15 protein-coding genes are annotated in these 13,603 nt (G+C 39.8%); 6 read left to right on the top strand and 9 right to left on the bottom strand.

The genetic code is table 11. The features are described from left to right. Position 1: 1 nt before the first annotated feature. Positions 2-1,135 (bottom strand): tRNA 2-thiouridine(34) synthase MnmA, encoded by a 1,134-nt coding sequence (mnmA, locus tag ACE01U_RS01735; RefSeq protein WP_086207814.1) that lies wholly within the window; start codon positions 1,133-1,135, stop codon positions 2-4. A gap of 4 nt (positions 1,136-1,139) precedes the next feature. Then, positions 1,140-1,625, bottom strand: a complete 486-nt coding sequence (locus ACE01U_RS01730) for an NUDIX hydrolase (protein ID WP_110975727.1) — start codon at positions 1,623-1,625, stop codon at positions 1,140-1,142. A 190-nt stretch (positions 1,626-1,815) separates the two neighbouring features. Here ACE01U_RS01730 and ACE01U_RS01725 point away from each other — a divergent pair, with 190 nt between their 5' ends. After that, positions 1,816-2,727 (top strand): LysR family transcriptional regulator, encoded by a 912-nt coding sequence (locus tag ACE01U_RS01725; RefSeq protein WP_151706347.1) that lies wholly within the window; start codon positions 1,816-1,818, stop codon positions 2,725-2,727. Between the two features lie 7 nt (positions 2,728-2,734). Here the strand turns inward: ACE01U_RS01725 and ACE01U_RS01720 are convergent, their stop codons facing one another. Both ACE01U_RS01720 and ACE01U_RS01715 read right to left on the bottom strand, forming a co-directional pair. Next, positions 2,735-3,244, bottom strand: a complete 510-nt coding sequence (locus ACE01U_RS01720; protein ID WP_151706346.1) for an SRPBCC family protein — start codon at positions 3,242-3,244, stop codon at positions 2,735-2,737. A 288-nt stretch (positions 3,245-3,532) separates the two neighbouring features. Further along, positions 3,533-4,210, bottom strand: a complete 678-nt coding sequence (locus ACE01U_RS01715) for a hydrolase (protein WP_395553120.1) — start codon at positions 4,208-4,210, stop codon at positions 3,533-3,535. 125 nt (positions 4,211-4,335) lie between these two features. On the opposite strand from ACE01U_RS01715, the gene ACE01U_RS01710 reads away from it, so the two are divergent. After that, positions 4,336-5,232, top strand: a complete 897-nt coding sequence (locus ACE01U_RS01710; RefSeq protein ID WP_086207809.1) for a LysR substrate-binding domain-containing protein — start codon at positions 4,336-4,338, stop codon at positions 5,230-5,232. A gap of 34 nt (positions 5,233-5,266) precedes the next feature. Here the strand turns inward: ACE01U_RS01710 and ACE01U_RS01705 are convergent, their stop codons facing one another. From ACE01U_RS01705 to ACE01U_RS01690, 4 genes are all read right to left on the bottom strand, one after another. Further along, positions 5,267-5,803 carry a gamma carbonic anhydrase family protein gene (locus ACE01U_RS01705; protein WP_395553119.1) on the bottom strand — a complete coding sequence of 179 codons (537 nt, stop codon included), beginning with the start codon at positions 5,801-5,803 and terminating at the stop codon, positions 5,267-5,269. Positions 5,804-5,895: 92 nt separating this feature from the next. Then, complete coding sequence (gene dacC, locus ACE01U_RS01700) at positions 5,896-7,044, bottom strand: D-alanyl-D-alanine carboxypeptidase PBP5/6 (protein WP_086207807.1); 1,149 nt, start codon at positions 7,042-7,044, stop codon at positions 5,896-5,898. Positions 7,045-7,161: 117 nt separating this feature from the next. Continuing rightward, on the bottom strand, positions 7,162-7,548 hold the full coding sequence (locus ACE01U_RS01695) for an MCR_0457 family protein (RefSeq protein ID WP_086207806.1): 387 nt from the start codon (positions 7,546-7,548) through the stop codon (positions 7,162-7,164). A gap of 187 nt (positions 7,549-7,735) precedes the next feature. Then, positions 7,736-8,110: an MCR_0457 family protein gene (locus tag ACE01U_RS01690; RefSeq protein ID WP_119063004.1), complete on the bottom strand. Its 375-nt coding sequence runs from the start codon at positions 8,108-8,110 to the stop codon at positions 7,736-7,738. 608 nt (positions 8,111-8,718) lie between these two features. Between ACE01U_RS01690 and ACE01U_RS01685 the strand changes: the two genes are divergently transcribed. From ACE01U_RS01685 to ACE01U_RS01670, 4 genes are all read left to right on the top strand, one after another. Continuing rightward, positions 8,719-9,423, top strand: coding sequence for a DUF1003 domain-containing protein (locus ACE01U_RS01685; protein WP_395553118.1), 705 nt, complete (start codon positions 8,719-8,721; stop codon positions 9,421-9,423). Positions 9,424-9,796: 373 nt separating this feature from the next. Further along, entirely contained in the window at positions 9,797-10,567 is a 771-nt protein-coding gene (gene surE / locus ACE01U_RS01680) for a 5'/3'-nucleotidase SurE (protein ID WP_151706341.1), read from the top strand. A gap of 153 nt (positions 10,568-10,720) precedes the next feature. Next, the gene (locus ACE01U_RS01675; protein WP_110975302.1) at positions 10,721-11,539 is read left to right on the top strand and encodes a peptidoglycan DD-metalloendopeptidase family protein; all 819 of its coding nucleotides are present in this window, start codon (positions 10,721-10,723) and stop codon (positions 11,537-11,539) included. Positions 11,540-11,634: 95 nt separating this feature from the next. Then, positions 11,635-12,564 carry a LysR family transcriptional regulator gene (locus ACE01U_RS01670; protein WP_086207799.1) on the top strand — a complete coding sequence of 310 codons (930 nt, stop codon included), beginning with the start codon at positions 11,635-11,637 and terminating at the stop codon, positions 12,562-12,564. 176 nt (positions 12,565-12,740) lie between these two features. On the opposite strand, the gene rsmI is transcribed toward ACE01U_RS01670, so the two are convergent. Then, on the bottom strand, positions 12,741-13,583 hold the full coding sequence (gene rsmI / locus ACE01U_RS01665; protein WP_086207798.1) for a 16S rRNA (cytidine(1402)-2'-O)-methyltransferase: 843 nt from the start codon (positions 13,581-13,583) through the stop codon (positions 12,741-12,743). Between the last annotated feature and the right edge of the window lie 20 nt (positions 13,584-13,603).

The raw sequence follows: 13,603 nt of genomic DNA, 5'->3' as shown, positions 1-13,603 counted from the left end.
TTTAAATAAAATCAGGTTTAGGAGCATTGGTATGATGAATCACGCCACCGCCTAAACAAACTTCACCTGAGTAGAATACGACACTCTGACCCGGAGTCACGGCACGTTGCGGTTCATCGAACTCAACGCGTACGCCACCTGGGGTAGTCGGATCATTAAAGATCACACAATCTTGGTCATCTTGGCGATAGCGCGTCCGAGAGGTACAACGGAAACCTGTCTCAGGAATCTGCATTTCACCTGCGACCCAGTCAATCGCTTCACTCCAAAGTGTAGTACTTTGCATGAGTGGATGTTCATGACCTTGACCAATCACCAAACGGTTGTTTTCAATATCTTTATGTAGAACGAACCATGCACCTTCAGCGACACCTTTCAAACCACCAATACCAATACCACCGCGTTGACCGAGCGTATAGTACATTAAGCCGTGATGTTCACCAACCTCTTTGCCATCATCTAAGACGATTTTTCCAGCTTGTGCAGGTAGGTATTGTTTTAAGAAGTCATTAAAACGACGTTCACCAATAAAACAGATGCCCGTTGAGTCTTTTTTCTTCGCCGTGACTAAGTCATATTGTTCCGCAATTTTACGTACTTCTGGCTTTTCAATTTCACCCACTGGGAACAAGGTCTTATTAATTTCACGACCATGCACAGCATGTAAGAAATAGGTTTGGTCTTTATTTTTATCTAAACCACGTAGTAAAGGTGCATATTCCTCACCTTTAGAGTTGGTCATAGTTTCGCCGCGACGTGCATAGTGACCAGTTGCAATAAAGTCCGCGCCTAGTTGCATGGCATGATCTAAGAACGCACGGAATTTGATTTCTTTATTACATAAAATATCTGGGTTTGGGGTACGGCCCGCAGCATATTCCGCTAAGAAATGCTCAAATACACGATCCCAATATTCCATAGCAAAATTGGCGGTGTGTAACTTAATCCCTAGTTTGTCACAGACTGCTTGAGCATCGGCTAAGTCTTCCATCGCTGTGCAGTATTCTGTGCCGTCGTCTTCTTCCCAGTTCTTCATGAAAAGACCCTCAACTTGATAACCTTGTTGAAGAAGAAGAGCAGCAGAAACAGATGAATCTACACCACCCGACATACCGACGATGACACGTTGTTGCATAGGACTAGGCATCCAAACTTGAAATAAGAGGAGAATTTTGGTGCTCATAAACGAGCGATAAAGGATATTTTTGACCCGCGAGTGCGTCTTGAACTGCTTTAATCACCAATGGACTACGCGCACGAGCCGTTTCGAGTAGTTCATCCAAAGTCATCCATACTGCACCGACGATACCTGTATCGAGTTCGGCTGTTGGATGGTGATGAAGTGACTGCGCTAAAAAGCAGAAACGGTAATAGGTACGATCTGGAAACATGGGCGGTGTATAGGTATAAATGCCCAATAACGCATCTATAGACACCTCATGTCCAGTTTCTTCCATTGTTTCACGAATGGCAGCTTCGATGAGGGTTTCACCTGATTCAACATGACCTGCGGGTTGGTTAAATACTGTATGTGTCACACCAGCGCTGTGTTCTTCAACAAACAGAAATTTTCCGTCTTTTTCAACAACGGTTGCGACGGTCACGTGAGCTGTCCAAGCGGTCATGTAAAAGCACCATGGGGAGAAAAGGGTATTCTACAAAATTTAGACCGTGGTGGCTATGTTGAATGTTTTTTTCTTGAAAGATGAATATGCTCAATATGATGATTAGCTAATTTTTAAACACTTTTACTCTATGTATCGAATAAGACTTTCTAGCTTATAATGAAAATAATAAATTTAAGGCTCTCATATCATGAAGCATGATATCAAAAATTTGGATCTCAACTTACTGAAGACCTTTGATGCACTTTTTGATGAGCGTAGTGTAACGGGTGCGGCCAAAAAGTTGTACCTCACTCAGCCTGCTGTGAGTGGAATGTTACAGCGATTGCGTGACTATTTTGAAGACCCATTATTTACGCGTTCTCAACGGGGAATAAACCCAACTTTAAGGGCATTAGAACTTGCGCCAGTCGTTAAAAATATTTTAAGTGATATCCATACTTTACTTAAACCCAGTATTTTTGAGCCCAAAGAGGCTGAGCTTACGCTACGTATTGCAGCTACAGATTATGCATTAAAGACAATCTTGGTACCTTATATTGCTGCGCTGAGACGTTCTGCACCTAAAGTTCAAATTGCAGTGGTTTCTGTGCACAATGATGAGATATTTACTCAATTAGAACGTGGTGTTATTGATTTTGCATTAATTACACCAGAACATGCACATTTAGATTTGCATACTTACGATTTATTTGAAGAACACTATGTTTGTCTCATGAGTGCTCAACATCAAATGGCACAAAATAAACAATTGAGTATTGATGATCTCTGTTCTACAGACCATGCTTTGATTTCTCATGATGGTGGACAATTTGTTGGGGTGACTGACTTGCAGCTTAAAGGACTAAAAAAAAGACGACAGGTAATGTTGTCGGTGAATAGTTTTTTGATCTTGCCTGAGATTTTGAGTACGACAGACTTAATCGCTGTTGTGCCGTCACGTTTAACTCAGAATCTGCAAGGTTTTAAAGTTTTTGAACCTCCTTTAGATATCCCTCATTTTACTAAAACACTGGTCTGGCATGAACGTAACCACCGTGATGCTGCCCAGCAGTGGTTACGGCTCTTATTAATTCAGACAGCGAAGGGAAGTCTGTGCTGAGAGCTCTCTAAATTTTAGATTTTGCTATTTTAACTAGACCGTCTAACCAGTCTTGGTGTCCATTTAACATCGGGTTCGGTTTAGTGTGTGCTAATTCTTGAGCTGGTCGACCTATTTGGGTTTCTTGAGTCAAAATACGGACGCGGTCATGAGGAAGGTCTTCAATTAGCCAAGCATGGTGGACATCCAAGCGATCACTACAATCTGGTTCACCTGCCCAGCCATGCCATGCGATTCTAGCGGGTTGATGATCTTTAGGCGGGGCATACTCAACGACCTGAGCATTGACTGGAAAGCCAAAAGTTTTAAAGAAAAAGACTAAGTTGAGTTCTAAGCATTTTGCACCATTCAAATCAATATCTGAGGCGTTTCCATAATATGAAGGCCATAGATGCGCATTGACTAAAAAAGGCCAAATATCTTGAACGGATAAGTTTGAAACAATCACTTCATTCGAAACAAAGTTATCGGTATGTCCAGGGAGGTAATTTTCAGGCCAGTGGATTGCGTTAAGCATGTTAAATCCTGTTGTTTTCTAGGATTCAAATGATCTACTGCTCTTTTATATAATACTAATTGTATTCTTTAATTTTAATTATACGTTTTTTTTATATCTAAACGGTACTCATTTTTAATGCGATTTTTTATTTTAAGATTTTGATAAATATATCATTTATTATAAAAATGAGTGACTTGGACTGATTTAAACTTCAGTTCAGCAAAATAGGCACCTATAATGAGATGCCTATTTATTTTCAATTTAGCTTTAAACGGTTAATGGCGGTTCAGCCTTGATTATTTTAGATTAGCGATTGGAATCTAGAACTTCGTTATTCTGAACGACTTCTTGCGCTTTCACATAGCTTTCCATCAACAGTGCATAAGCAGGAAAGATCTGAGTGTAGACTTGAGCCCATTCCTGAGCATCTTCACGATTCCATGTTTTTTGGATTTCAGAAGCAACTGCCGCAGTATCCATCGGTACAACACCTGCTTGAACCACACGTGCAAGAGTAATTTCCTCTGCCATTTTGGTGTATGTCCCTGAAGCATCAATCACTGCGAAAACTTTATAACCTTCAGCAACTGCACTAATCGCAGGGAAAGCCATACATACACTAGTAATGGTTCCTGCAATAATTAACGTCTTTTTCCCTGTCGCTTTGACTGCATCGACAAAGTCTGGGTTATCCCATGCATTAATTTCACCTTTACGTGCTACATATTGTGCATGTGGGGCATTTTGGTGTATTTCTGGAATTAGGGGACCATTTGGACCTTGAGGAACAGAAGCTGTTGTAATGACTGGAATATTGGCGAGTGATGCAATTTTTGCCAAAGCCGCCGCGCGTTGACGCAATTCAGGCATCGGCATATCACCTACAGTTTGAAATAAACCACTTTGATGGTCAATTAAAAGCATCGCTGAATCTGTTGGATCAATCACAGGACGTTGACCGTTGAAGTTTGCTGGAGTAGACATTTTTATTACCTTTTGTATGAATTAACTGGTGATTGCTATGTTAATTTCATGACAAAGATGAAAAAATACCTAATATGAGAAACATTGTCATATTAAAAGAACAATTAGATGTTCAGGGATTGTAGATGAAAGATTTTAATGACCTGTATTATTTTGCCAAAGTGATCGAGTACGGCGGTTTTTCCGCAGCCAGTAATGAACTGATGATCACGAAATCCTTGCTGAGTCGTCGTATTGCGGAGTTGGAAAACCGTTTAGGGGTAAAGTTACTCAACCGAACCACACGCAGTGTATCCGTCACAGAAGTAGGAAAAGTCTATTATCAGCACTGCCAAGCCATGATTATTGAGGCGGAAGCAGCCGATGCAGCTATTGAAATGCTCAGTTTAGAACCTGTAGGCACAGTGAAAATCTCATGTCCTGTGAATTTATTGCATTTGAATGTCAGCACTATGCTGAATGATTTTTTAAAGAAATATCCCAAAGTGCGTTTGCATGTCGAAGCCACCAACCGAAAAGTAGATTTGATGAATGAGCGTTACGATCTGGCAATACGTATCCGCCCCTTACCACTAGAAGATAGTGGACTCGTTGTACGTAACTTGTCTTTGTCTCGGCAGTTTATTGTGGCGAGTCCACAATTGGCCTATCAGCAGTTTTCCATTCAACATCCTAAAGAGTTAAATCAATGGCCTGTGTTGATGATGGAGTCATTTGTACCTGAATATCATTGGAAGTTATTCGATGAAAATGAAGAACTATACGTGCTGAAGTGTGAACCGAGACTGACCACTACCGATCTCAACGCATTGCATGTAGCGACTTTACAAGGTCTTGGGATTGCCAAGTTGCCTGAACTAATTATTCATCAGGATTTAAAAGAAGGGCGTTTAGTCAAAGTAATTCCAAACTGGGAGCCAAAACCAGAGTTGATTCACTTAGCCTATACCTCTAGACGTGGTTTGTTACCATCAGTGAAAGCTTTAATTGACTTTTTGGTGACAGCTTTTGAAAAATATTAAGAAATGAAAAGTGCGATGCAACTCGCACATAGGCCTATGACTCTAAATAATGCCCTGAAACTTTCACATAGTTTTGTGCTGAATAGGGTAAAAATGCTAATTCTTTTTCCGTAAGTGGGCGTATCTTTTTAGCTGGGCTTCCGACATATAAATAGCCACTTTCCAGCACTTTTCCAGGAGGCACTAGTGTGCCTGCACCAATCATGACATCGTCAGGAATAACGACATCATCCAAAACAATGCTGTTGATGCCAATCAATACGCGATTGCCAATAGTACAACCATGTAAAGTGACATGATGTCCAATAGTCACATCATCACCAATGATCAAAGGAGAACCGTTAGGTTTGTCTACTTTTTTATGACTGACATGCAGCATCGCATGGTCTTGTACATTTGAGTTTTTACCAATTCGGATCGAATTGACATCGCCTCGAATCACAGCAAAAGGCCAGACTGAAACATTGTCAGCCAAAATGACATCGCCAATCACTACGGACATTTCATCAATATAGCAATTGTTACCCAGTTGCGGTGTGGTGTTCAAATAGGGGCGAATATTTTTAGCCATATTGGTGTTCTGCTTTTATGTAGGTGCTCATTATAAAATAAAAAAGCACCCAGACCGAGGTGTGGATGCTTTAACTTAAGTCTAAATATGGCTTAGAATAAGTTTGAGAAGAATTGTTTGATGTGATCTAACATACGCGCAAAGAAGCCTGCTTCTTCAACATCTTTTAATGCAACCAGTGGCTTTTCAGCAATCACTTTACCATCAAGGCTTGCAACGTATTTACCAACCACTTGACCCTTTTTCAACGGTGCAGTGAGTTTCGGTTGAACTACAATCTGCGTTTTAATAGAGTTGGCTTGACCTTTAGGCATGGTCACGTTGAACGTTTCAGCTAGGCCCACAGGGACTTCACTGTCTTTACCAAACCACACTTTCGATTTGGCTAAAACTTGGTTCGCTGCTTGTACGTTTTTAGTTTCAAAGTTCGCATAACCCCACGCTAAAATTTCACGTGTTTGTGTTGCGCGTTCTTGCATGCTTGGCGCACCAAAAATCACCGAAATTAAACGCATAGGCCCGCGTTTTGCTGATGTGGTCAAGCAATAACCCGCTTCATCAGTATGGCCAGTTTTCAAACCATCGACACTTGGGTCGGTATAAAGCAAGGCATTTCGGTTACCTTGTTTAATACCGTTAAAGCTAAACTCTTTTTCAGAATAGATAGGATAGTATTTTGAGCTATCATGAATGATGTGCTGTGCAAGCGTTGCCATGTCTTTAGCGGTTGAGTAGTGACCTTCAGCTGGCATACCAGTTGAATTCATAAAGCTAGTATTGCTCATACCGATACGTTTTGCTTCAGAATTCATCATATGTACGAAAGTACCTTCGTTACCAGCAATGTGCTCAGCCATCGCTTTAGATGCATCATTTCCCGATTGAATGATAATGCCTCGTAGCATCTCTAATGCAGTTGCAGTACCGTTCAAAGGAACATACATACATGATTCTGAACTGCTGCCACGACACCATGCAGATTCGTTCATGCGAACTTTTTCATTTTCAGTCAGTTCACCTGCCAGCAATTTCTGTTCAATAATGAAGCTGGTCATCATTTTTGTCATTGAGGCAGGTGCTAATTTTTCGTTTTCATTTTTTGATGCGAGGATTTGCCCAGTCTCATAGTCCATCAGCACGTATGATTTATTATTTAGTTCTGGTGGTGAGGATAAGACAGTTGCTGCAAAGGAAATGCTTGGTACGAGTAATGCCGCAGCAAGGGCGCTTTTTTGAATCATTCTAAGGGGTTCCGATTTCTTTAGTATAAGCACGAGAGCCTTGCATTTTAGGACAAAGTTCTGCCGACTTCTATGGGAGAAATCGGCTTATTTTAAAGATATTGTAACCAATTGGTATTATTTGCTGTAAGTACTCAATTCTGTACAAATTTCTTGATTCTTTGCTTTGCCTGCTTTTTTTGCATCGGCTTGCGCTTCAGCTAAAATTGGCTTGAATTTTTTTTCTTTACTGAGTTTTTTCAGATATGCAGTAGGGTTTTCTTGTTGTGGAAGATACTCTTTTGCTAAAGAGTTATAGCCATTTTCAAACTGCTTTTGGTCAGAAACTAGATCTGGGCAAACTTCTGAGAGTACATAAATTGCAGCTAATTCTTGTTGAGTCACTTGTTGTAGTGGGGTGACTTCAATATTTTCATCTTTAGTGGCTGCTTGCGCGGAACTGATGACCATTAAAGTAGAACTGCACACCGCTAAAATCACTTTTTTCATCATATTCAAATTCATTTGAAACCTTAAGACCATATTTGTTAGTGCCATAATATGATGAGCTTAAACAAATTTTAAGTAAATGTAAGCGAATAAATGTATAGAAGCTGTTGAGGTAAATTTACAGTGTTGACATTTTTGATGTTAAAAAAGGTGAATATTTTGATTTATTCACCTTTTTTATTCTGCACGGCTGGCTACTCAATTAACCTTCAAAGTTTACGACATCATCACATACAGATTTTTGTTCTGCTTTGTCTGAACTGTTTGCATCTGCACGTGCCGCTTTGAGGATAGATTGGTATTCGCTATCTGACTGTAATTTTGCGTATGTCATCGACTTGTCAGAATAATCTTGCAAATATGTTTGAATCAGCGCTTGGATGTTACTTTCAATTTTAGGAGCTTGACCCACCAAAGCAGGGCAAAATTCAGTCATGACTTGCGCTGCTGCAATATCTTCTTTCACAATGGTATTGGCTTCTTCTGTGCTTAATCCTTCAACAGCAAAAGCAGATTGAGAGATTATGATAGCCATGCCTAATCCGAAGAAATTACGTAATGTTAAGGTTTTAATCATTTTTAAAATCACATATTTATGGTGGATACGGAGCAACCAATATATATATTTTCAGTTAGAATTCAATGAAAAGTTCTCACCAGTCATTTTAATAGAAATTTTTTTGAATATTTTGATAGTGGATAAGTATCACCTCATTGAGGTTATTTATTAGGCATTTTTAATTGAGGCTTGCTTGATGATGAGCTACTTAATTCGATAAATGTTTATATTTTGGAAAATGTGTCGACAGATGAGCAATCTGAGTACAACATTGTTTTGATTTTAGTGAGATTTAGCCAGATGGCTATAATGTTAAGCGGTGAGAAAATAAAGAAAAAATTATTGAGTGCTAAATTGGAAAATATTATAAATTTCAAATATATATAATTTTATCTTATGGTATTTTTAAGCCTTAGAACATAGTTGCGAGTTATAATCCGTGTGGGGATATCGTGGGAAAAGAAATCTTCGATGTTTAGGTTTAGTGGGACGACATATTGATATTTTGTATGGAAATATGAATGGCTGTCATTCATTTTAAAAGTCGTGAAATTTGACATTGGTTTGAAATTTATTCGATTATGCTTACTCCCCAAAAACCATAATGATTATTAAAGCGAGTGATCATGAGTGAAAAAAATGAAAGTCGTGAGTGTCTAGTCTGTGGGGAAAGATTCCTCATTAAAAATATCATTCCTATGGGGACAATACGAAAATCCATCATCGAAGAAATTGCACATGACTTCCCAGAATGGTCACCGCAAAGTTATATTTGCCAAGCAGATTTAGCCAAATATCGAATTCAGTATGTTCATTCACTGTTAAAATCTGAGAAAGGAGAGGTCACAGATCTTGAGCGTGAAGTCATTAAAAGCCTGCAACACCATGAGGTGATCACTCAAAATGTAGAAGATCAGCTCAATCAAAATTGGAGTCTAGGGGAAAGATTGGCAGATAGAATTGCTAGTTTTGGTGGCAGTTGGGCTTTTCTCATGTGCTTTGCGCTTTTCCTTGCGATCTGGATTATTATCAATACAGTCGTGATGGTTTCACATCCTGCGGATCCATATCCCTTTATTTTATTAAATTTAATTTTATCTTGTATCGCAGCTGTTCAGGCTCCCGTTATTATGATGAGCCAAAATAGGCAAGAAGCCAAAGACAGGTTGCGTTCGCAAAACGATTATAAAATAAATTTAAAGGCGGAGTTAGAAATTCAACATTTAAATGAAAAACTAGATCATCTATTGATGCATCAGTGGAATAGATTAGCTCAAATACAAGAAATACAACTGGATTTGTTATCTGAAATGAGTAAAAAACATGAATAATTTGATGGACAAATACTGAATATAATTTATCGGTTAGATTATCTTTTCTTTGGCTTGTTTTCTATGCTTAAGCCTGAGGCAGCTAGCTTATTTTATCTTGCTGCTTTCTTCCTTTTGTAAAGTAATAACTGAATATTCATTCAGACTCGTTGTTCCTGCTTTTCAGATGGCTTTATCTCAATGTATAGTGCAGTCTGCACCTAAGATGCGATACGTTTTTATTTTGGCGTTGAAGGCATTAAATTCTTTAGCTAATGTTTTCATATTATCTGTAAATCTACTGATTTTAATTGCTGACTAAAAATGGCTAAGTTTAAGATAAACTTAGGTGTATACATTTTTTATAGACTCATGCAGATTTAAGAAGACCTCAGTGAATATTTTAATAGCTAATGACGATGGTGTTTTTGCCCCTGGTATTCAAGCACTGGCACGTGCTTTACGTCCTTTAGGTCGAGTTGTAATTGTAGCCCCAGAAAGTGAACGCAGCGGTTTTTCTAGCGCTTTGACCTTGGATCGCCCGTTACGCCCAATTGAAATTGCACCTGACATGTGGGCAGTCAATGGTACACCTGCAGACTGTGTGTATTTGTCTATGAATGGTTTGTTTGATTTTGAATTTGACCTTGTTGTAAGTGGGATTAACAGTGGGGCAAATTTGGGGGATGATGTGCTGTACTCAGGAACAGTGGGTGCAGCTTTTGAAGGTCGACTCATGAAGCAACCGGCGATTGCAGTATCATTGGCTGGGCCAGAAGTACGTTCTTACAACAGCCCAGAAGATTATCAATATGCAGCACAATGGGTACATGACTTTGTTCAACAAGGTTTGCCTACGCTACCAGCACGACATATTTTAAACATTAATATCCCGGATGTAGCAGAGTTACAGGGAGCGAAAATCACCTATCAAGGACGTCGTAGTCAGTCGAAACCAATTACCAGCCATGTTGACCCACGTGGGCGCCAAGTCTATTGGATTGGATTATCTGGTGAAGCGGTAGTAGAGCCTAAACAGGGGTATGATGCTGTAGAGTCTGACTTTTTTGCAGTGGCACATGGTTTTGTGAGTATTACCCCTATTCAAATGGATGCCACCAATTATGACGTTTTACATGCATTACAAGTCCAAATGAACCCATAAATAGCCATACAGCTGGGTAATACAAGGCGTATGCTCAACTGTTTGTTATAACTTTGTGAAAATACGCGCAGAGATACTATTTCTACATGCTTTTTTGCTAATCTTAGCGCAAATTAAATTTATTATTTTTGTATTTTTTAGAGAGTAAGATAAATGTCTGTGTTGTCTCAAATCCGTTTCATTGCAGTACCCGCAGCCATGTTGAAGACAGTTGTTTTATCAACTGCTGTTGTTTCGACTGTTATTTTAAGTGGTTGTGCGTCTAAGCCACAGGTCAACAATGCAACACGTTTTGCGAAAGCACCAGACTATTATACGGTTCGTTCGGGTGATACTTTGAGTGGTATTGCGATGCGTTATGGGCTGAGTTATTTGTCAGTTGCAGAGATGAATGATATTGCTGCACCGTACCGAATTTATGTGGGGCAATCACTACGCTTAAAAGGCTCAGGGAGCCCGCGTACCACAACAACACAACCAATGACCCAAGTTGCTCCAATTCAACGTCAAAATGTTGGTCTCCCGAGTCAAAATACAGCCACCACAACCAGCACGACTCCTGCTAAAGTACCGACTGCACCTGTTGCGAGCTCGCAAACCTCGACTTTACGTTGGGTTAAACCGAGTAATGGTGCTGTATTGCAAGGTTACAATTTAGCCAATAATGTGAAAGGTATTCGCTATGCTGGTAACCAAGGCGATCCAATCTATGCAGCAGCAGATGGGCAGGTGGTATATGCGGCAGACGGTTTAAAAGAATATGGGAACTTAATTTTGATCAAGCATATTGATGGCTATATCACAGCCTATGCACATAATAGTGCAATGAATGTGAAGAGCGGTCAAAATGTGACAGCGGGCCAAAAAATTGCTGAAATGGGATCAACAGGCACAAATCGTACCATGTTGGAGTTCCAAGTACGCCTAGATGGCAAGCCAATCAATCCGACTATAGTTTTACCATTAAATTAAAAAATCTGGATGCAAAGCAAAAAATTCACCGTATAATACAATGAGTTGTTTTTATCGAAAAGATGAAAACTTCTCATGAATCCAGAGAGAATTTTATGTTAGATCAACTACGGGCAATGGGTGTTTTTGCTTGTGTTGTAGAAAAAAGTTCCTTTAGTGGTGCTGCGCGTGAGCTAGGCATCACTACAAGTGCTGTGAGCCAGCAAATTCGTTCTTTAGAGCAAGAGATGGAAGTTGTTCTTCTACATCGCTCAACTCGAAAGTTGAATTTAACTGAAGCAGGTCAGGCTTTTTTCCACAGCTGTCAAGAAATGCTCGCCGCTGCTGAACGTGGCAAAATACGTATCAATGAATTGCGCGATGATCTAGTCGGTGAGCTACGAATAGCGACTACGCCAGAGTTGGGTGCAAATCATGTGATTCCTGCTTTGTCACATTGGATGTCTGCACATCGTGGATTATCCGTTCATATAGAAGCAGATAATCATTATGTGGACTTGCTTGCAGGGCGTATTGATATTGCTTTAAGAATGGGGCCAATAGTTGACGATCAGAGTTTTCATGTTGTGCCTTTGGCTCGTGTTGAACAAATTTTGGTTGCATCGCCGAGTTATTTGAACCAGTCGGCGCCAATTTCACGACCTGAAGATTTAAAAAATCACGATCTTATTCCGATTACCATCATGAAAAATAATCATGATTTTGATTTTAAAAATGTGGTTACAGGTGAGATGGTTGAGCTTGAGATGAAATCGAGAGTAGCCAGTAACAATATTTTGGTGACAAAAACGCTGTGCCAGCATGGTCATGGGGTTGCTCGGATTTTATATTTGGATGTACAAAAAGAATTGGTGAACGGTTCTTTAGTAGAAGTTATTCCAGAATGGAAGCTACCAAATTTTACTTTATATGCTATCACTTCAAAGCATGAACAACAGCCGATGAAGATCCATCGTTGTTTGGATGCCTTGAAACAATACTTTTGCCAACTACCTGGCGGTCGTATCTACCAAGAAGCAAGTTAATTCTATAGAGACAATACTCAAGTATGAGGCAAAGCTCTACACATTCTTACTTATAAATTTTTACTGATATAAAAACATAATTTGAGGTTAAGCGGTTCATATGGATCCGCTTAACATTTAGAGCAGTAGAACGAGGCAAAATAACCTAAATTCTGCTGCTCTTTATTTTTGTATTTTTAAGCGTCACCTTGAGTGAGTTCTAAAGCGCGTTGGTAGGCAATTTTCTTTTTGATCCCTGTTAAGTCGGCAGCCAATTGAGATGCAGCTTTTACAGATAAATCTTGTAAGAGGCGTGTTAAAAGCTGATCAAGCTTTTCTTGTTCCATATCCTTTTCTGCAGTTGCACCGCCTACAACCAGAACAATTTCACCTTTTTGTTGATGATGGTCGTTGGCAATGAACGCCACCAGTTCACCTAAAGTCATTTTCTTTATGGTTTCAAAGGTTTTGGTAATTTCACGTGCAAAACCAACAGGGCGATCTGCTCCAAACACCTTCGCCATATCTGTCACACTGTCTAAAATGCGATGTGGTGCTTCATAAAAAATTAGCGTTTGTGTCTCGTCTTTGAGTTTTTCTAGGTTTGCTAGTCGCTGAGTTTGTTTGGAGGATAAAAATCCCTCGAAGCTAAAACGGTCACTGGGTAAGCCTACTGAACTTAAAGCAGCAATTGCGGCACAAGCGCCAGGGACAGGAATGACGCGGATATTATGCTCTTGTGCAGCACGAACCAATTTAAAACCGGGATCACTAATCAGTGGCGTACCTGCATCACTGATCAGTGCCATGTCTTCGCCCTTTAGCAAGCGCTGAATTAACAAGTCGATTTTATTACTTTCGTTGTGATCATGACATGCAGTAAGAGGGGTTTGAATATTGAAGTGCTTAAGAAGTTGAGCTGAGGTTCGTGTATCTTCAGCAGCAATCACTTTGACTGACTTTAATACATCAATTGCACGATAAGTCATGTCATCTAAGTGCCCGATAGGGGTTGCGACTACAAATAACTGGGCACTCATGGGTTTTCTCCGCACTGCAA

Source organism: Acinetobacter halobius, from assembly GCF_044130335.1.
GTDB lineage: Bacteria > Pseudomonadota > Gammaproteobacteria > Pseudomonadales > Moraxellaceae > Acinetobacter.
Note: the sequence above shows the minus strand (reverse complement) of the source record. Positions and strands in the feature narration are given on the sequence as shown.

What these genes read in the sequence shown, in the direction of transcription:
- ACE01U_RS01720 (WP_151706346.1), bottom strand. Translation starts at nt 3,244, where the DNA reads ATGCTTAACGCAATCCACTGGCCTGAAAATTACCTCCCTGGACATACC.
- mnmA (WP_086207814.1), bottom strand. Translation starts at nt 1,135, where the DNA reads ATGCAACAACGTGTCATCGTCGGTATGTCGGGTGGTGTAGATTCATCT.
- ACE01U_RS01730 (WP_110975727.1), bottom strand. Translation starts at nt 1,625, where the DNA reads ATGACCGCTTGGACAGCTCACGTGACCGTCGCAACCGTTGTTGAAAAA.
- ACE01U_RS01715 (WP_395553120.1), bottom strand. Translation starts at nt 4,210, where the DNA reads ATGTCTACTCCAGCAAACTTCAACGGTCAACGTCCTGTGATTGATCCA.
- ACE01U_RS01695 (WP_086207806.1), bottom strand. Translation starts at nt 7,548, where the DNA reads ATGAATTTGAATATGATGAAAAAAGTGATTTTAGCGGTGTGCAGTTCT.
- ACE01U_RS01710 (WP_086207809.1), top strand. Translation starts at nt 4,336, where the DNA reads ATGAAAGATTTTAATGACCTGTATTATTTTGCCAAAGTGATCGAGTAC.
- ACE01U_RS01675 (WP_110975302.1), top strand. Translation starts at nt 10,721, where the DNA reads ATGTCTGTGTTGTCTCAAATCCGTTTCATTGCAGTACCCGCAGCCATG.
- ACE01U_RS01670 (WP_086207799.1), top strand. Translation starts at nt 11,635, where the DNA reads ATGTTAGATCAACTACGGGCAATGGGTGTTTTTGCTTGTGTTGTAGAA.
- ACE01U_RS01725 (WP_151706347.1), top strand. Translation starts at nt 1,816, where the DNA reads ATGAAGCATGATATCAAAAATTTGGATCTCAACTTACTGAAGACCTTT.
- rsmI (WP_086207798.1), bottom strand. Translation starts at nt 13,583, where the DNA reads ATGAGTGCCCAGTTATTTGTAGTCGCAACCCCTATCGGGCACTTAGAT.
- ACE01U_RS01685 (WP_395553118.1), top strand. Translation starts at nt 8,719, where the DNA reads ATGAGTGAAAAAAATGAAAGTCGTGAGTGTCTAGTCTGTGGGGAAAGA.
- ACE01U_RS01690 (WP_119063004.1), bottom strand. Translation starts at nt 8,110, where the DNA reads ATGATTAAAACCTTAACATTACGTAATTTCTTCGGATTAGGCATGGCT.
- dacC (WP_086207807.1), bottom strand. Translation starts at nt 7,044, where the DNA reads ATGATTCAAAAAAGCGCCCTTGCTGCGGCATTACTCGTACCAAGCATT.
- ACE01U_RS01705 (WP_395553119.1), bottom strand. Translation starts at nt 5,803, where the DNA reads ATGGCTAAAAATATTCGCCCCTATTTGAACACCACACCGCAACTGGGT.